Source organism: Chryseolinea lacunae, from assembly GCF_016735595.1.
Taxonomy (GTDB): domain Bacteria; phylum Bacteroidota; class Bacteroidia; order Cytophagales; family Cyclobacteriaceae; genus Chryseolinea; species Chryseolinea lacunae.
In genome coordinates this window covers 1271753-1295574 of sequence record NZ_JAERRB010000001.1, presented here as the reverse complement: position 1 = coordinate 1295574, position 23822 = coordinate 1271753, and the positions used below count along the sequence as shown (strand labels likewise).

The window sequence follows — 23822 nt, the reverse complement described above, 5'->3', positions numbered from 1 at the left end:
GATTGGTGTTGCATTCAACGCGCGTTGTCGGGCGACTGCATTTTATTTCCGTTCTGGCGATCTTCACAATTTTGGATATTTTAGCGGCCCGTTTTTCCGGCGAGGAGCAAAACGTTTTGCTCTGCACAGGGATGACATTTCACAGTAAAAAAACAAAAATCGAATTTATGGCCAAGGAAAGCATTGCAAAAGAAAATCCCGTTGTGGACGCGCTACGGAAATTGAAAGAGGAGGAAGTGGAACTGTTGGTGAAACTGAAGCCTCTCCAGGAAGCGATTGGTGCGCTCGAAAAAATTGTTGACAAATCGGTGAAGAAAGCCAAGCCCGCTTCGGGCGCAAAGGATAGTGCGGCCGACGCTGAAGAAGGCGCACAGGAATCAGGCGACGATGCGCAATAGAAAGTGTTCCGCTTCACGCAAATTGCAAAAAATGTCTCAGGATTTTCCTGGGACATTTTTTTTAAGTGACCCATAGCGAACATTGGGGAATTAACACACCAGTGCGATGCATTGTGGGCAAGTCATCCGACAATGCGGGGTGAGGGTGTGAATGGTAAAACAGGTCTCATGTGGGTTGTGACGACATTACGGTTCCGGAATGTGTTGGCATGTTTTTCCCAATAAGGAAAATAGATCGACTGATCGCATGTTAAACTTAAAAAAACAATATCCATGAAAAGAGTAATGTTATTTGTGGCGGGACTGTTGTTTATGACAGTAACCGCAACGTTTGCCCAGCAGGACACCACCAATACCGACAAGACCACGCCCCAAACCAGCGACCCTGCAACGATCAAACAAAACGATCGTACACAGCCCAGCCAAAATTATACAAAAGACATGACGAAGATCAAAGTCGCGGAAGTTCCGGCGTCTTTGAAGCAAACGCTTCAAAGCCCGGAATACAAAGGCTGGGAAAATTCGAGTATCTACAGAAGCAAAGCCAACGACGGCTACGTGATTGAAATGCTGAACGCCGGACAAAAACAAACCTTCCGTTTTGATGCTGACGGCAAGCCTATAAAGGAGTAGGTAAAGATTCGCCTGCGAAGCGTCTTTGTCCAGAGCGTTGGGTAGACCTCCGTTCAAACGACGACTCACAGTTGAACGAAAGTTGTTTGCGGTAGAAGCCACGCTTCGAAACTGCAAGCAACTTTTTTTTGTCTACATGCTATCGCCATTGCGGTTTGCTCAGACATGGGCGCGAGCGTTTTTAGATATGTGGAAATTTGAACACAATCGGTTTTCCGCCCGGGAAAAAAGGACCTCAGCCTTACGTGCGGCTCTGCGCGAAACTATCCATACTGACCATCGGGCGAGGCAACGACCGCCAACCCTGCGCACAACATGCGGCATGGCCTTTGGAAAGATGACCAAGGGAGTTGAGTTAGATTATTTTCTCAGCAACCCCAGGTTTGGTGATATATAGTTGGCAAGGCGAGATTTTGAAATTCATGAGGGATTGGCAATGAGAGTTCTAATGTTTGGGTGGGAATTTCCTCCGCACATATCGGGAGGCCTCGGCACGGCATGCCAGGGCCTCACCGAATCGTTGGTGCAGGATGGCGTGAACGTTGTTTTTGTTGTACCAAAAATGGGTGGCGACGAATACGCACCGGGCATGCAGATGATTAGCGGTGCCGACATTCCGATTCCGGTAGCCCGGCCTTCATCACAGAAGACACCGTTGCCACAAATCACGGCTGTGACCGGTACGATTTTGGACGCACGTCAGGCGAAGCCTGACGGAAACACCATGACGACAACGCCAACATCAACACAAGTTATTTCACTTACGCCTCGTCCGCACTTCGCCGCGCCGCGCGCCGTAGCTTCCATGACTGTGGTGCAGGTGCCTTCCTATCTCACGCCCTATGCCGTGCCCGCGTTGCCTTATGCTATAGATTTTGTTGTCGCCCAGGAGAATGTTCCTTTTGATATCGAAGAAAGTCTTGAATCAGCATATGACAACGGCGAGGCTGCTGACACTCGTTCGGAAATTCAAGCATCAGCGACGAACCTGAAGGACTGCGAAGGTGTGTCGCCCGTGTTGAATACAGTCAGTTCATCGGGTGCAGAGGACGTCGCGCTGGACGAACTTGAGGTGACGGAGTTTACAACGTATCCTTTTTCGGGAGCGTATGGTGGCGATTTGATGCAGGAGACTGCACGCTATGCAGACGTGGCGCGCAGCATTGCGCAGCACCATGACCACGATGTTATTCACGTTCACGACTGGATGACTTTTCCGGCCGGCCTCGCGGCAAAGGCAGAAAGCGGCAAGCCGTTGATTGTGCATGTGCATTCCACAGAGTTCGATCGTTCGGGCGACCATCCGCATCCAGCGGTTTTTGCCATGGAACGCGAAGGCCTTCAGGGAGCCGACCATGTGGTGGCCGTGAGTGCTTGGACCAAACAGATTCTGGTGTCGCGCTATGGAATTTCGCCCGCCAAAATTTCGGTGGTGCACAACGGTGTTGTTCCAAAAGAACGCAGCGCCGCCCTGGCGCGTCGCCCCGGCTCGCAGGTAGTCACGTTCTTGGGACGGCTCACGTTTCAGAAAGGCCCGCTCTATTTTGTGCAGGCAGCCTTCAAGGTGTTGCAGAAGTTTCCGGACACCCATTTCATTGTGGCCGGCTCGGGCGATCTTTTTCCGGCGGTGGTCGAACATGTGGCACATCTTCGGTTGTCGTCGCGATTCTACTTCACCGGTTTTCTGAAGGGCGACCATGTCGACAAGGTTTGGTCTGTGTCAGACCTGTATGTGATGCCCTCGGTGTCGGAGCCCTTTGGCATCACACCGCTCGAAGCGGTGCAAGCCGGCATCCCGGTGATTGTGTCAAAACAATCGGGCGTTTCGGAAGTGATGCAACATGCCATCAAGGTCGACTTCTGGAACATCGATGCACTGGCCAATGCCATTTGCACGGTGCTTGCCTACAAAAGTCTGTCGTCTACCCTGCGAAAGAACAGCAAACACGAAATCAAAAACATAACCTGGGCAAAGCCCGCGAGAAAAATTAAAACACTATACCATGAAATCACACGATAAATCACCGCTGGCCACGCAGGTCGTTTTGTATTTCCAAATACATCAACCCTGGAGACTTCGTCCGTTTCATTTTTTTGACATCGGCTCGAACCACGACTATTTCGACACGCCCGACAACGAGGAGATCGCTGCACGCGTGGCACGGCAATGTTATTTGCCGGCCAACGCGTTGCTTTTGAAACTCATTCAAAAATATCCACAGCTAAAAGTTGCGTTTTCCATATCGGGCGTGGCACTCGATCAGTTTCAACGGTTTTGTCCCGAAGTGATTGACAGCTTTCGGAAGCTCGCGACTACCGGGTCTGTTGAATTTCTGGGAGAGACCGACTATCATTCACTGGCGAGTGTTGTGCCGGGAACAGAGTTTGAGGAACAGGTGCTTGACCACACCGCGAAGCTTCAGAAGTATCTGGGCGTTCATCCCAGTGTGTTCCGGAACACGGAATTGATTTACAGCAATGCCATAGGAAGAAAAATATGCGGACTGGGCTTCAACGGCGTGTTCCTCGATGGCATTGGCAACATTCTGGGAACCCGCAGCCGCCATCAACTCTACCATCATCCGGAAGACACCGGCCTGCGCCTTTTCCTTCGCGACTATACGCTGAGTGACGACATCGCCTTTCGCTTTCAGGAGCACGGCAAAAAACTGACGCCCGAGAAATTTATGACGAGCCTCGCAAAAACACCGGCCCACGCAAAAGTGGTGACGCTTGCCATGGACTATGAAACCTTTGGCGAACATCAGAAAAAAGAAAGCGGCATTTTTAAATTCCTGGAAGGCCTGCTCACGTCGCTGGCAACATCGGGCCGCTTTCATCTCATCAAACCTTCCGACGCCGTAACCACTGTTCTGCCCGCTGGTCCACTGGATGTGCCCGACACCATTTCATGGGCCGACACCGAGCGAGATCTTTCGGCCTGGCTCGGCAACGACATGCAACAGGACGCCTTCGAAAACCTGGTGCAATTGGGAACGCGTGTGAAAGCCCTGCACGATGCTGAACTCACCGACCGCTGGCGCAGGCTGCTCACCAGCGATCATTTCTATTATATGTCAACCAAGAAAAGCAACGATGGCGAAGTGCATGCCTACTTCAGTCCATATGCATCGCCCTATGAAGCGTTTGTGAACTACATGAATGTGATACATGATTTCACGGGCCTGGTTGGGGCGCGCGAAAAAGATCTGTCGGTGGCCAACGAACAGGAAGCATCGTTGAAGGCCGAAGCCGAGCGACGAGAAATGCACACGCCTGTGTGGGCCATGAAACTGGAAAATAGCTATGAAAAATAAAGTTGATACACTTGACGGTGTTGTATTGAAAACCTACCCGGGCGATGCCTATCCCCTGGGCGCAACCTGGGACGGAGAGGGAGTGAACTTTGCCTTGTATTCCGAGCGGGCCAAATTCATCGAGCTCTGTTTGTTTGATCATGCAGACGACGTTCGGGAAGCGCACATAATAAAAATGACAGAACATTCGCACATGGTGTGGCATGTCTACATTCCGGACCTCAAACCCGGGCAACTCTATGCCTATCGCGCACACGGCGCCTACGATCCTGCCAGCGGCGACCGGTTCAACGCACACAAACTTTTGCTGGACCCCTATGCCAAGGCCATCGCCGGAAAAATTGAATGGAACGATTCGCTTTTTGGCTATGAGCTTGGTCATCCCGATGGCGACCTTTCAATGAGCGAAACCGACAGCGTCCGTCACCTGCCCAAGTGTGTGGTGATCGATCCTTCGTTCGACTGGGGCAACGACCGTCCGCCCAAAACCAACTATCATAAGACTGTGATCTATGAAACACATGTCCGTGGGTTCACCATGCAACATCCCGACATACCGGAATCTATCCGTGGCTCGTTTGCGGCGTTGGGACATCCCGTCACCATTGCCTATCTCACCAGCCTGGGCATCACCGCCATCGAACTCATGCCCGTGCATCATTTCATTGCCGATCGCCACCTGCTCGAAAAAGGACTGACCAACTATTGGGGCTACAACACCATCGGTTTTTTCGCCCCCGAAGTTCGGTATGCAAGCCGCGGCGTGTTGGGCGAACAAGTGATTGAATTTAAGGAGATGGTAAAAGCCTTGCACGAAGCCAACATCGAAGTGATTCTGGATGTGGTCTACAATCACACCGCCGAAGGAAATGAGCTTGGTCCCACGCTCTCGTTCAAAGGAATAGACAACGCCAGCTACTACAGACTTTCGGAAGACAAACGTTTTTACTTTGACTACACTGGCACCGGCAACACCCTGAACGCAAATCTCCCGAATGTTTTGCGACTGATGATGGACAGCCTGCGCTACTGGATTCTGGAAATGCATGTGGATGGTTTTCGGTTTGATCTGGCCTCCACGCTGGCACGCGAACTTCATGAAGTGAACAAGCTCAGTGCCTTTTTTGATATCATTCATCAGGACCCCGTGATCTCGCAGGTGAAGCTCATCGCCGAACCGTGGGATGTTGGTGAAGGTGGCTACCAGGTGGGGAAATTTCCACCGGGATGGGCCGAGTGGAACGGAAAATACCGCGACTGCATCCGCGACTATTGGCGTGGAGCCGACAGCATGCTGGGTGAATTTGCCCAGCGTTTTGCCGGCAGCCCCGATCTTTATGAAGGCGACTATCGCAGCCCCACGGCCAGCGTCAACTTCATCACAGCCCACGATGGGTTCACGTTGCACGACCTGGTGTCGTATAACGAAAAACACAACGAGGCAAACCTCGAAGGAAATGCCGATGGCGAATCGCATAACCGGTCGTGGAATTGCGGACATGAAGGCCCCACAACAGACGAAGCTATTGTGGCGTTGCGCATGCAGCAAAAACGAAATATGCTCACCACACTTTTTCTTTCGCAAGGCGTGCCCATGTTGGTGGCTGGCGACGAAATGGGTCGCACGCAACAGGGCAACAACAACGCCTATTGCCAGGACAATGAGGTGTCGTGGTTGCAATGGCAAGATGCTGATTCGGAGTTGCTGAACTTCACGCAACAATTGATCGCGCTTCGAAAAAATCACCCGGTGTTTTGTCGCCGTCGGTGGTTTCAGGGCCAGCCGATCAAGGGCATGGGGCTGCTGGACATTGCGTGGTTTTTGCCCGAAGGGGAGGAGATGAATGAAACGCACTGGAGCAACGATTTTGCGAAATCGCTGGGTGTGTTTCTGAACGGGCACGGCATTCACACCCGTGGGCGAAAAGGACAACCTGTGTTGGACGATAGTTTCTACGTCATCTTCAATGCGCATCACGAAGACCTTGAGTTTGTTTTGCCATCAAAAAAATATGGTGCGCAGTGGACGCCGGTGCTGAACACGGCAACGGGTGAGATAGGCGAAGGCCAGGCGCACAAGGCCGGGTCAACGATTAAGGTGGCGGGCCGTTCCATTCTTTTGCTGCTTCACCCCAAGCACCATGCGTGATCTGGCGGACACTTCAAGACGTTCGCTCGGTGTCACTTTCCGTGAAGACGGTCGCGCCGTGGTGCGGCTATGGGCGCCAACAGCAAAAAGTGTTTCGCTGAAACTGAAGCATGGCACACGGTCGCTGCTGAAACAGGAGCATGGCTTCTGGGAGCTGGTGACGGCCGATATGAAACCCGGCGATGCCTATCAATTTCTTCTGGACGAAAAACTTCTGCCCGACCCGGCATCGCTCAGTCAACCAGATGGTGTTCATGGTCCGTCGCAGGCCATCGACATCGCTGACTTTGGTTGGACCGACACGGAGTGGGCGAATCCCAACCTCGCAGACTATATACTCTACGAACTTCATGTCGGCACCTTCACGGACACCGGCACATTTGATGCGGTCATCACAAAACTTCCGCATCTGAAATCACTTGGCATCACTGCGCTGGAAATCATGCCGGTGTCGCAATTTCCCGGCGATCGGAATTGGGGGTATGATGGTGTGTTTCCCTTTGCCGTGCACCACTGCTATGGTGGTGCGCGCGGACTGCAACGCTTGGTAGACGCCTGTCATCGCCACGGCCTGGCCGTTGTGCTGGATGTGGTCTATAATCATGTTGGACCGGAAGGAAACTACCTGCGGGAGTTTGGTCCCTACTTCACAAAAAAATACAACACACCCTGGGGCGATGCCATCAATTTTGACGATGCAGGCTGCGACGGCGTGCGTTATTTTTTTATTGAGAACGCATTGATGTGGCTTCGCGATTTTCATATTGACGCACTGCGGCTGGATGCCGTGCATGCCATTCGCGACTTCAGTCCGGTACACATTCTGGAAGATATCCGTCGCTATACCACTTCGTTGATCTGTGAAGCATGGCGACGCCACTACCTTTTGGTTGAACTGGATCTGAACGACACGCGCTTCATTCACCCCGCGCGAAAAGGTGGCTATGGCATGGACGGTCAATGGATCGATGAGTTTCATCATGCCCTGCGCGTGACCACCGGGCAGGCGCGCACAGGCTACTACGAAGACTTCGATGGTGTGGGTCATCTGGCCAAGGCCTATCGCGATGCCTATGTCTACGATGGACAGTATTCAACACATCGTCAAAAATATTTTGGGGTGAAGGCCGATGGTTGCGCGGGCGAAAAGTTTGTAGTGTTCTCGCAGAATCACGACCAGGTGGGCAACCGCATGATGGGTGAACGCACCAGCACCCTGGTGTCGTTCGAATTGTTGAAAGTGATGGCGGGCGCGGTGTTGCTAAGTCCGTATTTGCCGTTGCTCTTTATGGGCGAGGAGTATGGGGAGACCAATCCGTTTCTGTATTTCGTGCACCACGGTGACGCTGCCCTGATCGAGGCTGTACGCCGGGGACGTCGTGCGGAGTTTGCGTCATTTCAAAGCGAGGGAGAAGCACCCGATCCACAGGCGCAAGAAACGTTTCTCCGCTCCAGGCTTCAATGGTCGCTATTGGAAAATGAACGCCATCACGTGCTGTTTGCTTTCTACCAGGAGCTAATAGTCCTGCGAAAATCGCACAACGCCCTGCGCTACCTGAACCGTACCACCCTCGACGCAACGGCGAACGAAGCAGGACAAACCCTGTTGCTGCATCGGTGGCACGGACCGCAACACGTATGGTGCGCCATGAATTTCTCTGAACTTCCTCAGCCGTTTCTTATTCCCGAACAGGGGCATTTGCAGAAAGTGCTGGATTCGGGTGATGCGCGCTGGCAAGGCCTCGCCGCCTCGCCCGATGTGCTTCTCGACGGCAACTTCACTCTCCCATCCCAATCCCTTGTTGTTTACACCGCCCGGCATGATTGACCTGACCTCGACATATCGCATTCAGTTTCACAAAGATTTCACGTTTCGCCATTTCGAACGATGGATACCCTATCTGCACGCCCTGGGTGTGCGCACGATCTATGCCTCACCAATTTTCGAAGCCGTGCCCGGAAGCCAGCACGGCTATGATGTGGTGAACCCGTTGCGCATCAACCCGGAGGTGGGCACCGAAGCCGAACTCGCTTCCATTGCCGCCGCGCTTAGAAAACGCAACATGCAATGGCTACAAGACATCGTGCCCAACCACATGGCCTTCCACACCAACAACCTTTGGCTGATGGATGTGCTGGAGAAAGGACGCTACTCCGTGTATGCCACGTTCTTTGATCTGGGATGGACGAGCGATCTCTTTCACGGCCGCAGCATCGTGCCCGTGCTGGCCGACACCCTGGAGAATATTTTTTTTCGTCAGGAAATTCAGCTCAACTATCATCAGCAGCGTTTGTCATTCGCGTACCAACAACGACATTATCCTTTGCATCCACGTTCCTACCGAACGCTCTTCGAATATGCCGATGCACCTGAGGCTGTTCGGCAATTCACAAATCAGATTTCCGACTTGCACCAAACCGACGAGCCCGTGTCCTATGCGTTGCGTTGGCACGAGCTGCTGTTGCAGCTGGACGCGTTGTTGCAGGTGCCCGCCACACGGACGTTTATGGAAGACTGTGTGGCGAGCGTGAATGCATCGGGCATGCGCCTGCAACAACTTCTCGACGAACAAACCTACAAGCTCACCCCCTGGCAACTCACCGACCATCGCATAACCTTCCGCAGGTTTTTCACGGTGAACGAATTGATTGGCCTGAACATGCAGCATGAAAAGGTTTTTCAGCACTATCACGAATATATCCTGAGTCTTGTTTCCAGGGGAATGATCCAGGGCCTTCGCATCGACCATGTGGATGGGCTCTATGATCCGCAATACTATCTTGAACAGCTTCGCCAACACGCAGGCGACATTCCCATTGTGGTGGAGAAGATTTTGAAACGCGATGAGTCGCTTCCTGCCTGGCCCGTGCAAGGCACCACCGGCTATGAATTTCTGGCCGATGTGAACCAGCTGATGACCTTTGCCCCGGCGAAAAAAACGCTGGATAATTTTTATAGCGACCTCCTGGGAGAAACACCCGACCTTGATGCGGAGATATATAAAAAGAAATCGCACATGCTGCATCATCACATGCGGGGCGAGCTCGACAATCTCTATCACCTGTTTTTGGAGTTGAACCTGGCCGATAAAATTGAACTCGCCGCCATTCCTCCCGAAGAGGTGAAGGAATGCATCGCGGAGTTTCTGATTCGCTGCCCGGTGTATCGCTACTACGACAATCGCTTTCCCCTTCCCGAAGAAGATGCGTTGCGCTTACGCGCGGTGTTGGAAGACGTTCGCAGGCACACGCCGCAATTGAAACGCGCCGTTCGCCTGGTGGAAGAGGCGTTGCTTGGAAAATGGATGGAGGCCGATGCTCGTGACGCAGCGCGCGTAGCGCAATTCTATTTGCGTTGCATGCAGTTCACGGGACCGCTTATGGCGAAGGGTGTGGAAGACACGCTCATGTATACCTACAACCGTTTCATGGGGCACAACGAAGTGGGCGACGGCCCCGAGCATTTCGGCATGACGGCTTTGGAGTTTCACACACGCATGGCGGACCGACAGCACCACTGGCCGCTGGCACTTAACGCCAGCTCCACGCACGACACCAAACGCGGCGAAGATGTGCGCGCGCGACTGAATGCCTTTACCGAGCTACCCGACGAATGGATCGCGCACGTTCGGGCATGGCGCAGTTTGTTGCGACAGGCAGAAACGCCCGATGAAAATGACAGTTACTTTATTCTTCAAACGCTCGCCGGGGCATGGCGTCCGGAAGAGCGCGGGTCGTTTATGTCCCGCATGGAAGCGTACCTTGTGAAAGCGCTTCGCGAAGGCAAACGTCATACTGACTGGGCCGCGCCCGACGAACGCTACGAGGCTTCCGCGGTCGACAGGGTTGCACAGGTGCTGGATGAAAACACAGCAGCATTTCGAACGCTTGAAGACATCTTTGGAAAATTTGGAGATGCGGGCCTGTTGAATTCGCTGGTGCAGGTGGTTTTGAAGTTTATGTGTCCGGGTGTGCCCGACGTGTATCAAGGTTCCGAGGGCTGGAATTTTAGTCTGGTCGACCCTGACAACCGGCGTCCGGTCGCGTTCGAGCAACGTGAAAAAGATTTGAAAGAAGTGTTGTCTCTCACTGGAAAGCATGTGCTTCGGGAATTGTGGTCAAGCCGTGAAGACGCACGCATTAAGGTGTGGCTCACGCACGCGTTGTGTGACGTTCGGTCCGAATATGCAGAAGTATTTTTGAGAGGAGACTATATTCCGCTGGCGGTGGAAGGTGCTTGCCAGGATCACGTGCTGGCATTTGCACGTAAGCACAACACACAATGGCTGGTGACAGTTATTCCACGCTTTGCCCTGCGACTTGCCACAACACAGGGAAACGCTTTGACAGCCCTAGACTGGAAAGACACGCGCGTGTTGTTGCCGGAAGAAATGCCAACAACCTGCATGCACCTGTTCACGAAGGAAGAACGCGCACACAACGGCGCCATTTTGATACGGGACATATTTCAGTCCTTTCCCCTTGCCGTGCTTCACTTCCGTGCGCACACTTCGGCACGGGGAGCTGGCGTGTTGATGCACATCACCTCGTTGCCCGGTTCCTATTTTGTTGGCGATGTGGGGCATGAAGCGTATCGTTTTGTAGATTTTCTTTCGTCGGCCAAACAATCCTATTGGCAGGTCTTGCCGCTGAATCCAACCAGCGTGTCGCATGAACATTCGCCCTACAGTGCCTACTCCAGCATGGCTGGAAATCCGCTGCTGATCAGCCCTGATCTTTTCGTGGATGGTGGACTGCTGACCGAGGCAGATCTGAAACCGTTACGCACGTCAACACCTTCATTGAATTTTGATAAGGCCACTGTGCTAAAGACTTTTATACTGGACAAAGCCTGGAAAAATTTTCAGGAAGATACCGGTAAGTTTTCGGAAGAAGCGTTGATAGCATTTTCACAACGGGAATCCTACTGGCTCAACGACTTCGCTCTTTTTGCCGTGTTGCGCAATGTGTATCAAACAAGCTGGACAGAATGGCCTGCGCCACTAAGACACCGGCAACCGGAAGCGTTGTGGAAGTTTTCGAACGAGCATGCCAATGCCATCGCCTTTGTGAAGTGGCAGCAGTTTATGTTCGATGAACAATGGCAGCAGTTGAAAACCTACAGCAACGACAGGGACGTAAAGCTGGTGGGCGACTTGCCGTTCTATGTGATCCACGACGCTGCCGACGTGTGGGCAAACCGTGAACTTTTTTCGCTTGACGACACCGGTTCCATTGTGGGCATGGCGGGTGTGCCTCCCGACTATTTTAGCGACGAAGGCCAACTGTGGGGCATGCCTGTGTATCGCTGGGATGCAATGAGCAACGATGACTTTGGCTGGTGGAAACAACGCCTGCGAAAAAACATGGAGCGCTACGATCTGCTTAGACTCGATCACTTCAGGGCGTTTGCAAGCTATTGGGAAGTGCCCGCAAGCGAAAGCACCGCCGTGCGTGGTGAGTGGAAACCGGGGCCGGGGAATTTATTTTTCGACGCCGTGCGCGCCGCGTTTGGACATCTGCCTTTCATTGCCGAAGACCTTGGCGAAATCACACCCGATGTTTTTGAACTGCGCGACATGTTTGAGCTTCCCGGAATGAAGGTGTTGCATTTTGCGTTTGGCGAAGACCTGCCCCGCTCGTTGTATGCCCCGCACCATCACGAAAAGAATTTTCTGGTCTACACCGGCACACACGACAACAACACCACCGTGGGCTGGTTCGAACAAGACCTCACACCCGCCGACCGGGTTAGGCTGGAGCAGTATGCAGGGCGTCCCGTATCGCACAAAAATGTGCACGAGGTGTTGATGCAGTTGGCGTATGGATCGGTTTCCAAGATAGCCATCGTGCCCCTCCAGGATTTGCTGGGACTGGATGGCGCGTCGCGAATGAACACGCCGGGTTCGGCCAAAGGAAACTGGACATGGCGGTTAACAACACAACCCGATGCGGCGCTGGCGAGAAAGGTTCGCGCGTTGACAATTCTTTACGACCGTTGAGCGCGGGATTTCTGACAACTTCATTTCGTGGAATGGAATACACACCGTGGTGCGATATGTCAGCAGTCGGGCACGGCAGGGGCAATGACTTGATGCGTGAAAAATTTATGATCCGTGATCCGAAACAATCACAACTGTTTGTTTTTGTATTTCCCCAGCAACACGTCGAACCGCTCCCGTATGTCGGCAGGCAGTTTTTCGATAAGCCCGTTTGTGAATTGGGGCACTACCTCGGTGGGTTGCTCACTCCAGTGAATGGTGCCGTCCCATGTCTCTTTCACAGTGGCCGGTGCGCTTTCCATAATTTCGCAAAAGGCCCGTGTAAATTTTTTCTCCTGATTCAGTTCCTTTTCGTCCATAGCGGATGGAACGCAAATTTTGTGCCTCGAACAACTACCACCTTTTAAATTCCTTTATCGGCGGACCCACGCGCTTGAATCCAGGTTCTTCTCTGAATTGGTCTTGCTCGGCTTCCGTCATTTTGCATAGTGATGAGAGGGCCCGCCTTCCTTGACGCGTGTTGATTCGAAAACATAGATGTCGCCTTTGTATCGCTTGTGGAAACCTTGCAATCAAAGATGTCGCCTTCCAGCAGGGAGATGCTTTTGTCGTTTCTGTCTTTTCCGGAGGCGACCATGAAGCCTTTGTCGTGCAGAAATTTTTTGATTGGTTTTGTCAGGGCATGCACAGGGCTCATCATGACCGCGCCGGTGGCCCGACAGAATTGAAGAAAGCTATTGCGTTTCATATGGCTTGGCCGGAAATGGTTAGGCGACAGACGGCTTTAGGCAGCGAAATCCGGCTAAGTAAGAATACACCAATGAGCAGAGTTTTGAAATAACCCTTTTGGGTCATTTGTGCGCAAACCTTCCTTTATGTTTGTGATGACAGTCCTGATAGTTGATCCGATACCTGTTCGTAAGACAGCGTCGTTGGAGTAGGGCTTGATTATTTTACTTTCTTGAAATAATCCCGCAGCATCTTCAGGGCTTTCGTGATGTGATATTCCACGGCCTTGTTGGAGAGGGCTTGTTGCTCGGCGATTTCTTTCACGCTCAGGCCTTCGAGCTTGCTGAGTTTTATGATGTTGCCGGTTTTGCCGGGCAAGTCGCTCAGGGCGCGGTGCAGGTTCACCACCAGTTGTTCGTCATCCACATCCACCAGCGACACGTCGTGGCGCACCGTTTCGTGTAGAATTTTATTTTTTACTTCCTGACGAATGGCGTTGACCACCATGTTCCGGACAGCACCATTAAAATATTGAATGAGTGATGTGGTGACCACCAGTTCGTGCTTGCGCTCCCACAACCGGGTGAACAATTCCTGTGTGCATTCTTCTGCGATAGTCTTTGATTGCAGTTTTTTAAAGAACCTGCGATAGACGACCAACCAATAGCGGTTAAAGATTTCTTCAAACGCTTCCGCACTTCCGCTTCGCAGAAGTTCAATCAATCGTTGGTCCGTATAGGATTGATAGAGGGGCATATCGGGCAGTAAGGTGTGTAAATTTAAGCATTGGCGCAATCGTTTGTAATAATTCGGCTTAGAAAAAAATATTTGCCGCAGCCTTTAGGGATTTGTATGAAAGTGTCGACTAGGATTTCAAATACCGATGGAAGATGAAGTTGACACCCCAGGATATGGATGGCGATGATGCGCAAGCGCTCGAAAAGCTGCAGGCTCTTCTTGACAAGTATGCGAACGACAACTGCACAGACGAAGAGCGGCAGGCCGTGGAGCAATGGTATGAAAGCCTTGCCGGCGATCGCGAAACAACGGTGTTGGAAGAGCATGAAGCCAGAGCCAGAGTGTGGGCAAATCTGAAACAGGTCGCACCCCTGGCATCCGATCAACATGACAACGACACACCTTCTTTATGGCCACGCCTGAAATGGGCAGCGGCCATCGCGTTGCTGGCCGTGGCCGGACTCTTCACGTGGCGCCAGGTGCGCGAGAACAAATCCGGTTTGGCCAACGATGCTTTCGGTCTTGGATGGACGGTGAAGACCAATGCACACGCAGTCGAAGAACAACTGGTGTTGCCCGATGGAAGTCGGGTTACGTTGCAGCCAAACGCGAGCATTGAGTATCCAAAAACTTTCGAAGACCACGAACGCGTGGTGAAGTTCACCGGCGAAGCGTTTTTTAATATTGAAAAAGATTCGGAACGTCCCTTCAAAGTGCTCACGGGCGATATTGTGACGCGCGTGTTGGGAACCAGCTTCCTGGTGAAAGTGAATGCGGTGGCCTCGGTGGTGGAAGTGGATGTGCGCACCGGCAGCGTTTCGGTCTATGACAACGCGCCCGCGAAACACGCGGCCGGTGGTGTGAAAGAAGGTGTGATTCTAACGCCCAATCAAAAAGTTACCTACTACAAAGACGACGACAAGTGGGTGACGGAGCTGGTCAAAAATCCGATGCCGGTGGTGTCGGAGGTCGAAAAAATTCCGGCCCTCGTCTATCGGAACCGCGTGATGCGAAATGTGTTGGAAGATGTGGCGGCGCTCTATCAAATCGAGATACTGGTTTCCAACGATCGTATCTATGGCTGTCCTTTCACCGGCGATCTTTCCGAAATGGGTCTGCACGACGTGTTGAAAGTGATCTGTAAAAGTATCGGTGCCGACTATGAAACCAAAGGAACACGCATCCTCCTGTCGGGTCCCGGATGCGCCACTGGCAATCACTAAACCCCTAAGTCAATAACAATCTTATGACACGCCAATCCAGCGCTTAAAAAAGAAGGGCCAACAGGAAGCCTGTCAGCCCTCGTACCCCTGAAGAGAATCTTTGCAGGACCATCCTTCAGGGTGCTTTGCCTTAAATCGTAGTTCAAAACAAAACATGTAAATATATGAATATTTATACATGGCCGGAACGCTATGTTCTTTTGAGAAGGGTAATGAAGATCTCATTCATACAACTGATTCTGACCCTTGCGCTAACGTCACTCTCCTATGCACACACGGCCCTCGGCCAGGCGGTGCTTGAAAGAGATGTCACCCTTTCGTTTTCGCATGTGAAGCTTGAAAAAGTTTTGCAACAGCTCGAGAAGTCGGGCGACATCAAGTTTGCCTACAGTTCGCGCGTGGTCAACGATCAGCAGCTGGTTTCGGTAGAGGTGAAAAATGAAAAGCTGGGCGTGGTGCTTCGGAAACTATTGTCACCCCTTGGCATTTCATTTGAATTTATCGGCGGCCGCATTTCACTGTTTCCCGCCAACACATCGGAACTGAAACCCGACGACACTGCGCCACCCCGCACCGTGAACGTGACAGTTTCAGGAACGGTGACCGACGACCTGGGCGAAGCGTTGCCCGGCGTGAACGTTCTGGAAAAAGGAACATCAAACGGCACCACCACCGATGCGAACGGCGCATTCTCGGTGAGCGTATCCGAAAACGCCACGCTGGTGTTTTCATTCATCGGCTACACCACACAGGACGTTGCGTTAGACAATCGCACCACGCTGGCGGTGCGCATGATGCCCGATGTGCAATCGCTCAACGAAGTGGTGGTAGTGGGCTATGGCACACAAGAGAAAAAAGACCTCACTGGATCGGTGTCGTCGGTAACGAGCGACATACTTGCCAACCGTCAGTCGGTGCAGGTTTCGGATGCGTTGCAAGGCACCATGGCCGGTGTAACGGTGACGCGCACGGATGGCCAACCCGGCGGCGGCTCCACCGTGAGAATACGCGGTGTCACATCGCTGAACGTGAACGACCCGCTGGTGATTGTTGACGGTGTTCCCGGCCTGGGCATCAACGACGTGAACCCCAACGACGTGGAAAGTCTCACCGTGTTGAAAGACGCAGCCTCGCAGGCCATCTACGGAGCACGCGCTGCCGCGGGGGTTATACTCATCACCACCAAGCGCGGCAAAGAAGGAAAGCTGCAACTCAACTATGACTACGAATACGGCGTCAGCCGCCCCACGGAATTGCCCACGTTTGTCGGAGCCAAGACCTATCGCAACATGATCAACGAAAGGTCCACCAACGACGGCGGCGGAAAAATTTACGATCAAGCCATAAACGATCAGTACGATGAGCTGCATGCCACCAACCCCGATCTCTATCCCGACACCGACTGGCAAGGACTGACGCTCAGCAAGAAAACCACCAACCGCCAGCGCCACGATCTTTCCATGACTGTGGGCACCGACAAAGTGAAAACCCGCGCATCGCTGAGCTATGTGTCGGAAGATGGTTTGTATGCCAACAAGAAATATGACCGTTACACGTTTCGCGTCAACAACAATTTGAAAATGTTCAAATGGCTGGAGGCAAACATCGACCTCTACTATAAACAAACCAACTCGCTCGACCCAAGCCTGGCTGGCACCGACAACGTGATGCGCCTGGCGCGATTGTATCCCAATGTGTATTCGGCCATTCGCACCGACAACCTGTGGGGTGAAGGAAAGGACGGCGAAAACAATCTTGCCGTGACGCAACAGGGGGGCACGCTCGATCAGAAATACAAACAGCTGAGCGGCATCATCGGCGTAACCATCACACCGCTGGAAGGGTTGACCATTAAAGGAAATTTTTCGCCGACCTACAATTTCAACAAGTACGATTTGTTTGTGACCCCGCCCCTCATTCCCCGGCAGGGAAGCACCACACAATTCTGGCCACAGAAGCCCACCGGTCTCGACAAACGCGAGACCGACATCACCACGCTCACGCGCCAGGTGACCATCAACTATTCAAAGAAATTCAAAGACCATCACCTCGATGTGCTGGCGGGCTATGAAGAAATCGGCACCGCCTATGAAGAAGTGCGCACCGCCAGCAACAACCTGGTGGTGAACCTGCCCTCGCTCACCTTTGGCGACCCGTCGCTCACAACCAACAATCTGTTCGCATCTGAAAACGCGTTGCGTTCCTATTTTGGAAGACTGAGCTACGACTACAAAGGACGCTACCTGTTGCAATCGAACCTGCGCGCAGATGGTTCGTCGCGGTTTGCACCCGAGAACCGGTGGGGATTGTTCCCGTCGCTTTCGTTGGGCTGGGTGGTGAGCAATGAATCTTTTGCATTGCCCGCGTTCATCTCGTATCTGAAAGCCCGTGTGTCCTACGGTGAAGTGGGCAACGAACGCATCGGCGAGGAGCGCACCGATGGCAATGAGTTTTTTAACTTCTATCCCTATCAAAGTCTGTACGAGCGCTCGAATGTCATCTTCTATGATGGCGCCGCCTTCACACCGCGCACCGGCATCCGCCAGGATTTTCTGGCCGACCAATCCATCGTGTGGGAAACCACGCGCACGGTGGATGGTGGCATAGACATCGGGTTGTTTAACGACAAGTTTCTGTTGTCGCTGGACTATTACCGCAAAAACACCGACAACATTATTCTCACCCTTGACCTGCCAAACTATCTGGGCTATCAGGACGACACCAAAACCAACGTTGGCTCGATGCGGGTGACGGGTCTTGATTTGGAGGCGACTTACAAAAACTCGATCGGCGACCTGACGTATAGCGTAAGCGGAAATGTTTCCAGCGTGGCGAGCGAAGTAACGGATGTGGGTGGCCGCAACGACTTCACCACAGAAGGCGGAACCAAGATCAACATCAAGGGGAGCGAATTCAACGAGTGGTATGGCTATCAGACCCGCGGCATTTATCAGACCGTGGAAGAGGCCAACAACTATGGTGTGAAGGCATCGGCCGGCGATGTGTGGATTGTGGATCAGTTGACCGAAGACACCAACAACGACGGCGTTCCCGATGCCGGCGACAAAATCATAAACGAACGCGATCGTGTGCCCCTGGGTGCGTCGCTACCCAAGTTCACGTATGGTGGAAACATCAACCTGCAATACAAAGGTTTTGATCTGTCGGTGGTGTTTAATGGCGTGGGCCAACACACGCGCCGCTACGATGGATTTCAGGTGACGCCCTTTGGCGAGAACTTTGGCAATGCGCCGTCGGTGCTGGAAGGAAACTACTGGAGCCTGACAAACACGCCCGAACAAAACCTGCAGGCGAAATATCCCAGGCTGTCGTCGAAGTCGGAAGTGAACAACAATGCCGTGTCTGATTTCTGGTTGTTCAACGGAAGCTATTTCCGGGTGAAGAACATAACGCTGGGCTACACGCTGCCTGCGTCGGCGATTGCACGGATCAAGCTCACGCAACTTCGGTTCTATGTGGGCCTGCGCGACTACTTCACCGTGCAGCGCAATTTTCTTCCGGGCTGGGATCCCGAAGCCAGCAACACCGGCTACCCGATCATGAAGTCGGTGCTGTTTGGTGTGAATGTGAAACTTTAAAAGACCTGAATCATGAGAAACACTACGCTCTATATAACCCTCATCGCGGCGCTCTGGCTCACGGCCTGCGAAGACCTTGACGTGACGCCGAAGACGGCCATATCGTCGGCCAACTTTTTTAACAATGCCAAGGAACTCGACATCGCCCTCAATGGCCTCTACGACAAACAACTTTGGAAAGTGGATCGCGATTTCTGGACCGACGACATGCACCACCGCGGCGGCGGTGCCACCAACGACATTTCGCGCGCCACGCTGAACTCGCAATCAGCGTTGTCGGGCGAATACTGGCGCGATCTCTACGACGGCATCAAACGCGCCAACACGTTGCTGGAAGAAATGCAGAAAGCAAAAGGCAATGTCGACGCCGGCGTGTTCAGCAGGGTGGAAGGCGAAGCGCGCGCCATCCGCGCCTACTTCTATGGCATACTGATCACCAAGTTTGGCGACGTTCCGCTCATCACCACAAGACTGGGCGCACAGGAAGCGTTGAGCATTGAGCGCACACCCCAGGCGCAGGTGTTGAAATTTGTGTATGACGAACTCGACGCCGCTGCAGCCGTGTTGCCCAACACAAGCGACAACCGCGCCACACAAGGTTTTGCCCATGGCATCAAGGCACGCATCGCGTTGTATGTGGGCGACTACAACACCGCCCGCGACGCCGCGAAAGCCGTGATCGATTTGAAAACCTATTCACTTGACGCGAGCTATGACAACCTGTTTCTGAAAAGCGGTGCCAGCAGCCCCGAGCATATTTATTTTGTGCCCCAGTCGTTTGCCTTCAAGGTGACCACCGACGAAACCACCACACGCGACTTTCTGCCGCGCAACGCCGGCGGGTTTGGTGCCGAGATGCCCACGTGGGAAGCCGTGCATAGTTTTGAATGTACCGACGGATTGCCCATCGATGAATCGCCGTTATATGATCCCCATCATCCCTTTGCCGATCGCGACCCGCGGTTGCTGGCCAGCGTGGTGGAGTTTGGTGCGTCGTGGCTTGGCTATCGCTATCAGCCGCATCCCGACACGCTGAAAGTGAAGAACCTGCGGAACAACACGCTCGTGAACAACAACGACTCGCGCGGCGTGTCTAACTTCGCGGCCTACACCGGCTTTCTCTGGAGAAAAGGTGTGGAGCAATCGTGGGCCGACAACCGCATGGCCGATTCAAACATCATCATTCTGCGTTATGCCGATGTGTTGCTCATTTATGCCGAAGCCCTCATCGAACTGAACCAGGAACTCGACAAGGCACAACAGGCCATCAACCAGGTGCGCGCACGCGCCTACAAAACGACCGTCGACAACACGGCGGCTTATCCTGCCGTGACTGAGCTGGATCAGGATGGTTTGCGCGTGCGGGTGAGAAGAGAACGACGCGTAGAATTGATGCTGGAAGGACTTCGCTACCAGGACTTGATCCGCTGGCGCATCGCCAAAAAAGCACTGGACAAAAAATTGATCGGTCTTCCCAATCCAGCAGATCAGGATCGCGCTCAGTGGCCGTTCACCGATGTCATACTCCCTGATGTGGATGAAGATGGCGTGGTGGTCTTTGATGCCGATGCACTTATTCAGGGAAAATTTGCCCGCCTCCTGCAAGACTATGATTTTGACGAAAGCAGAATGTATCTCTGGCCCGTTCCGGCATCGGACCGCCTGTTGAACAAAAACCTTTCGCAGAATCCAAATTATTGACCGCCGCTAAAATCGACTACATGAGAGTGAATATTAAAGTATACGCGCTGCTGTTTTTTTGTGTCGCGATGAGTACCATCGTTGTGGGGCAACCGCGCCGGAGTTTCAGTGGCATCTATCCACACCTGGCCTACTACAACCAGGAAGGCGAATGTGGAACCGGTGCCGTGGTGCCCTGGGCCGGCAAGCTTTGGGTGATCACCTATGGTCCGCACTTGCCGTTTGGCTCGTCCGACAAACTCTATGAAATAACGCCCGACCTGAACCAGGTTGTGCGGCCGGAAAGTACCGGCGGCACACCGGCCAACCGGATGATACACCGCGAAAGCCGTCAATTGTTCATTGGTCCATATGCGATCGACTCCACCGGCAAGGTGCGCGTCATTCCCTATACGCAGGCACAGGGACGCTACACCGGCGCGGCGCGCCATCTCACCGATCCGCAGCACAAACTTTACATCGCCACCATGGAAGAAGGATTCTATGACGTGAATGTGAACACGCTCGCCACAACACAACTGTATGCCGACGCCAATGCAAAACAAGGCACACACAACGACTCGGGGGTGAACCCCCACGGCGGATTGCTTCCCGGCGCACACGGCAAAGGCCTCTATTCCGGACAAGGCGTGCTGGTGTTTTCCAACAACGGTGAGGCCAGCAAAGAAGCGCTTGAAAAATTTGATGTAGAGGCTGGCGTGCTGGCCGAGTGGAACGGAAAAGACTGGAAAGTGATCCGCAGAAACCAGTTTGTGGAAGTGACCGGCCCCGGCGGCATCTATGGCAACGCAAAAACAACGGACCCCCTGTGGGCCACCGGGTGGGATCACAAGTCGGTTTTGGTTGGCGTGCGCGACAACGGCACATGGTCGTTCTATCGCCTGCCCAAGTCCAGCCACAGCTATGATGGCGCGCACGGCTGGAACACCGAGTGGCCCCGCATCCGCGATGTGGGCAGCCCCGGCAAGCCCGACTACCTCATGACCATGCACGGCCTGTTCTGGAAATTTCCCGGCACATTCAGCGCTGCCAACACCGCAGGCATCCGCCCACGGTCGGCCTACCTGAAAGTGATCGGCGACTACACCCGCTGGAACGAACAGCTTGTGTTTGGCTGTGACGACTCGGCGCAGAAAGAATTTTTGAACAAACGCAAGGTGAAGGGAAACATTGAAGGCCCGGGCCAGTCCAACTCAAACCTCTGGTTTGTGCCGCTGAACAAACCCGACAAGCTTGGCCCATCCACCGCCGAAGGTGCCGTGTGGTTGTCGGAAACCGTGGAAGCAAAAAAACCATCGGAGCCATTCCTGTTTTCGGGATGGACCACGCGCATGGCCTGGGTGTTTAACGAAGGCAGCGCCGAGACAGGTTTTACATTTGAAGTTGACAAAGCCGGAACCGGCAAATGGCTTTCGCTAAAAACCATTCGCGTGCCGGCCGGCAAAGCCGTTCGTGTTTCGTTCACCGACAAAGAAACGGGAGAATGGGTTCGCGTAGCAACCGACAACGCTACGAAAGCAACTGTGCATTTTGACTACACCGATCGGTCGCGATTCTACGCACCGTCGTCAACGCTGTTTGAAGGGTTGGCCAAAACAAACAGTGGCCATCACACCGCGGGCCTGCTCTATGGGCTGGGCAACGATCGTCGTGCATTGGGTGTGTTGGCCGGAAATGTCTCGGGTAACACGTTTGCCGAAACGGGCTACTATGAGTTGGATAGCGACATGAATCTGGTGCGCAAAGACGATGCAGAAACGGCGGCGTTCATCCGCAGCAAGTTTGCCATTCCTTCGCAGGTGGTGAGTGTGGACGAATCGTCGGTGTTGATCGTGGACGACAAGGGAAGACGGTGGCGACTGCCGCTGGGCGATGCGGCCAACAACAACCTGATTGCTTCGGCCACTTCCAGAATTTGCCGCGAGGTGGCTACGGAAAGAGATTTGCTCAATGTGCACGGCACCTTCTATGAGCTGCCCGCCGAAAATGCCGACGGCTTTGCCAAACTCAAACCCGTTGCCTCACACACGCTGGCCGTTCACGACTATGCATCCTATCGCGGCTTGCTGGTGATGACCGGCGTGACAGCAGACGCAAGCGTGAAGAACGATCACGTGATCACCTCGGCCGATGGCAAGGCCCGCATCTGGGCAGGCACCATCGACGACCTGTGGCAACTTGGCAAACCCCGTGGCCATGGCGGCCCGTGGAAAAACGCCACCGTCACAAAGAACATTCCATCCGATCCCTACCTGATTGGATTCTACGACAAACGGAAACTAACCTTGTCGCACGAATCGGCCACACCGGTAACATTTTCAATAGAGGTAGATCCGGTTGGCAACGGAACCTGGATGATGTATAAAGAAGTTGCCGTTGGTGCTGGCGAAAAATTTGAACATGTTTTTGAAGATTCGTTTCAGGCGCGCTGGATCCGGTTTTTGGCACGTGCCGATTGCAAAGCAACCGCCGCGTTGACCTACGAATAAGATTTTAAGGGTTGAAGATTGAAGATGCTGAAATGTGAAAGCGCGCGATGGGATGTGCGGTTGGCTTTCATGTTTCAGCATTCTTTTGTTGTGGGTAATTCTTCTTTGCTTGAAAGTTTGGGATTTCAACTATTTTGCACGCGGATTTAATGAAGTTATCTATGCGGAGTGTATTCCTTTTTATTGCCTTTTTACTGGTTTCGTTCGTTGGTGTGGCGCAAACCACGGAAACAAAATACTATCGAACGAGGCCCTTTGATACGGAAGTGCCTGAGAACAAGGCGAACTATTCGCGCACAGTTACAAACGACAATGGCACCATCACCACCACAATAAAGAACCTGAAGAAAGGGACGATAGAAGACAGCGAAACCTGGAAAGGCGACGAACCTTACGGTATCTGGGTGGGTAGGACAGGGCGTGGCCCTGAGGAACTGGATTTTAATTTTGAAGTCCCCTACAAGGAAAGTACTTGCTCGAACGTGGAGTCGTTGAAAGGACTTACGGATTTTTTTGCAGACAATATCGCCGTAGGATATACAGCACCCGTAATCGATTTTGAAGAAAAAAGACTCGGCGCATTTGTGGGGCGTTCCCTTCGCTATCCGGCTTATGCCAGACGGCATGGCATTCAAGGTTCAGTTGAACTGGCCTTTGTTTTAACAAAGGAAGGAAAGGCTCAGGATATTGCCGTGACAAAGGGCGTGCACTTGCTGCTTGACAAGGAAGCGGTGAGAGTTATAAGAAAACTTAAATTTTCACGTCCCGCATTGCTGAACGGCGAACCAGTTGAAATGTGTGTTAAGCTTCCACTGAAATTTAAACTGGCAAACTAAGCGTGGTC

The 23822-nt window shown here is 53.0% G+C and carries 15 protein-coding genes; 12 read left to right on the top strand and 3 right to left on the bottom strand.

Annotation, left to right across the window (positions count from 1 at the left end; genetic code table 11):
• Positions 1 to 167 precede the first annotated feature (167 nt).
• From JI741_RS05170 to treY, 7 genes are all read left to right on the top strand, one after another.
• On the top strand, positions 168 to 398 hold the full coding sequence (locus JI741_RS05170; protein ID WP_202007924.1) for a hypothetical protein: 231 nt from the start codon (positions 168 to 170) through the stop codon (positions 396 to 398).
• Between the two features lie 273 nt (positions 399 to 671).
• Positions 672 to 1031 carry a hypothetical protein gene (locus tag JI741_RS05165; protein ID WP_202007923.1) on the top strand — a complete coding sequence of 120 codons (360 nt, stop codon included), beginning with the start codon at positions 672 to 674 and terminating at the stop codon, positions 1029 to 1031.
• Positions 1032 to 1467: 436 nt separating this feature from the next.
• The gene (locus tag JI741_RS05160; protein WP_202007922.1) at positions 1468 to 3051 is read left to right on the top strand and encodes a glycosyltransferase family 4 protein; all 1584 of its coding nucleotides are present in this window, start codon (positions 1468 to 1470) and stop codon (positions 3049 to 3051) included.
• A complete protein-coding gene (locus JI741_RS05155; RefSeq protein WP_202007921.1) occupies positions 3035 to 4348 on the top strand; it encodes a glycoside hydrolase family 57 protein in 1314 nt (437 codons plus the stop codon). The genes JI741_RS05160 and JI741_RS05155 overlap by 17 nt, the downstream gene beginning before the upstream one ends.
• Positions 4338 to 6497: a glycogen debranching protein GlgX gene (gene glgX / locus JI741_RS05150; RefSeq protein ID WP_202007920.1), complete on the top strand. Its 2160-nt coding sequence runs from the start codon at positions 4338 to 4340 to the stop codon at positions 6495 to 6497. Before JI741_RS05155 ends, glgX begins: the two co-directional genes overlap by 11 nt.
• Positions 6490 to 8325 (top strand): malto-oligosyltrehalose trehalohydrolase, encoded by a 1836-nt coding sequence (gene treZ / locus JI741_RS05145; RefSeq protein ID WP_202007919.1) that lies wholly within the window; start codon positions 6490 to 6492, stop codon positions 8323 to 8325. The genes glgX and treZ overlap by 8 nt, the downstream gene beginning before the upstream one ends.
• The gene (gene treY, locus JI741_RS05140) at positions 8318 to 12499 is read left to right on the top strand and encodes a malto-oligosyltrehalose synthase (protein ID WP_202007918.1); all 4182 of its coding nucleotides are present in this window, start codon (positions 8318 to 8320) and stop codon (positions 12497 to 12499) included. Before treZ ends, treY begins: the two co-directional genes overlap by 8 nt.
• A 128-nt stretch (positions 12500 to 12627) precedes the next feature.
• Here the strand turns inward: treY and JI741_RS05135 are convergent, their stop codons facing one another.
• The 3 genes from JI741_RS05135 to JI741_RS05125 form a co-directional block, all read right to left on the bottom strand.
• On the bottom strand, positions 12628 to 12858 hold the full coding sequence (locus tag JI741_RS05135) for a hypothetical protein (RefSeq protein WP_202007917.1): 231 nt from the start codon (positions 12856 to 12858) through the stop codon (positions 12628 to 12630).
• 44 nt (positions 12859 to 12902) lie between these two features.
• A complete protein-coding gene (locus tag JI741_RS05130) occupies positions 12903 to 13247 on the bottom strand; it encodes a hypothetical protein (RefSeq protein WP_202007916.1) in 345 nt (114 codons plus the stop codon).
• Between the two features lie 200 nt (positions 13248 to 13447).
• Positions 13448 to 13984, bottom strand: a complete 537-nt coding sequence (locus tag JI741_RS05125) for an RNA polymerase sigma factor (protein ID WP_202007915.1) — start codon at positions 13982 to 13984, stop codon at positions 13448 to 13450.
• Positions 13985 to 14118: 134 nt separating this feature from the next.
• Between JI741_RS05125 and JI741_RS05120 the strand changes: the two genes are divergently transcribed.
• From JI741_RS05120 to JI741_RS05100, 5 genes are all read left to right on the top strand, one after another.
• Positions 14119 to 15189 carry a FecR family protein gene (locus JI741_RS05120; RefSeq protein ID WP_202007914.1) on the top strand — a complete coding sequence of 357 codons (1071 nt, stop codon included), beginning with the start codon at positions 14119 to 14121 and terminating at the stop codon, positions 15187 to 15189.
• A 164-nt stretch (positions 15190 to 15353) separates the two neighbouring features.
• A complete protein-coding gene (locus JI741_RS05115) occupies positions 15354 to 18788 on the top strand; it encodes a TonB-dependent receptor (protein ID WP_202007913.1) in 3435 nt (1144 codons plus the stop codon).
• Positions 18789 to 18800: 12 nt separating this feature from the next.
• On the top strand, positions 18801 to 20489 hold the full coding sequence (locus tag JI741_RS05110) for a RagB/SusD family nutrient uptake outer membrane protein (RefSeq protein WP_202007912.1): 1689 nt from the start codon (positions 18801 to 18803) through the stop codon (positions 20487 to 20489).
• A 20-nt stretch (positions 20490 to 20509) separates the two neighbouring features.
• Entirely contained in the window at positions 20510 to 22978 is a 2469-nt protein-coding gene (locus tag JI741_RS05105; protein ID WP_202007911.1) for a hypothetical protein, read from the top strand.
• A gap of 161 nt (positions 22979 to 23139) precedes the next feature.
• Positions 23140 to 23814 (top strand): energy transducer TonB, encoded by a 675-nt coding sequence (locus tag JI741_RS05100; RefSeq protein WP_202007910.1) that lies wholly within the window; start codon positions 23140 to 23142, stop codon positions 23812 to 23814.
• Positions 23815 to 23822 lie beyond the last annotated feature (8 nt).

Excerpts from the sequence above, each read along its gene's own strand:
- JI741_RS05170 (WP_202007924.1), top strand. The coding sequence starts at position 168 with ATGGCCAAGGAAAGCATTGCAAAAGAAAATCCCGTTGTGGACGCGCTA.
- JI741_RS05165 (WP_202007923.1), top strand. The coding sequence starts at position 672 with ATGAAAAGAGTAATGTTATTTGTGGCGGGACTGTTGTTTATGACAGTA.
- JI741_RS05160 (WP_202007922.1), top strand. The coding sequence starts at position 1,468 with ATGAGAGTTCTAATGTTTGGGTGGGAATTTCCTCCGCACATATCGGGA.
- JI741_RS05155 (WP_202007921.1), top strand. The coding sequence starts at position 3,035 with ATGAAATCACACGATAAATCACCGCTGGCCACGCAGGTCGTTTTGTAT.
- glgX (WP_202007920.1), top strand. The coding sequence starts at position 4,338 with ATGAAAAATAAAGTTGATACACTTGACGGTGTTGTATTGAAAACCTAC.
- treZ (WP_202007919.1), top strand. The coding sequence starts at position 6,490 with ATGCGTGATCTGGCGGACACTTCAAGACGTTCGCTCGGTGTCACTTTC.
- treY (WP_202007918.1), top strand. The coding sequence starts at position 8,318 with ATGATTGACCTGACCTCGACATATCGCATTCAGTTTCACAAAGATTTC.
- JI741_RS05135 (WP_202007917.1), bottom strand. The coding sequence starts at position 12,858 with ATGGACGAAAAGGAACTGAATCAGGAGAAAAAATTTACACGGGCCTTT.
- JI741_RS05130 (WP_202007916.1), bottom strand. The coding sequence starts at position 13,247 with ATGAAACGCAATAGCTTTCTTCAATTCTGTCGGGCCACCGGCGCGGTC.
- JI741_RS05125 (WP_202007915.1), bottom strand. The coding sequence starts at position 13,984 with ATGCCCCTCTATCAATCCTATACGGACCAACGATTGATTGAACTTCTG.
- JI741_RS05120 (WP_202007914.1), top strand. The coding sequence starts at position 14,119 with ATGAAGTTGACACCCCAGGATATGGATGGCGATGATGCGCAAGCGCTC.
- JI741_RS05115 (WP_202007913.1), top strand. The coding sequence starts at position 15,354 with ATGAATATTTATACATGGCCGGAACGCTATGTTCTTTTGAGAAGGGTA.
- JI741_RS05110 (WP_202007912.1), top strand. The coding sequence starts at position 18,801 with ATGAGAAACACTACGCTCTATATAACCCTCATCGCGGCGCTCTGGCTC.
- JI741_RS05105 (WP_202007911.1), top strand. The coding sequence starts at position 20,510 with ATGAGAGTGAATATTAAAGTATACGCGCTGCTGTTTTTTTGTGTCGCG.
- JI741_RS05100 (WP_202007910.1), top strand. The coding sequence starts at position 23,140 with ATGCGGAGTGTATTCCTTTTTATTGCCTTTTTACTGGTTTCGTTCGTT.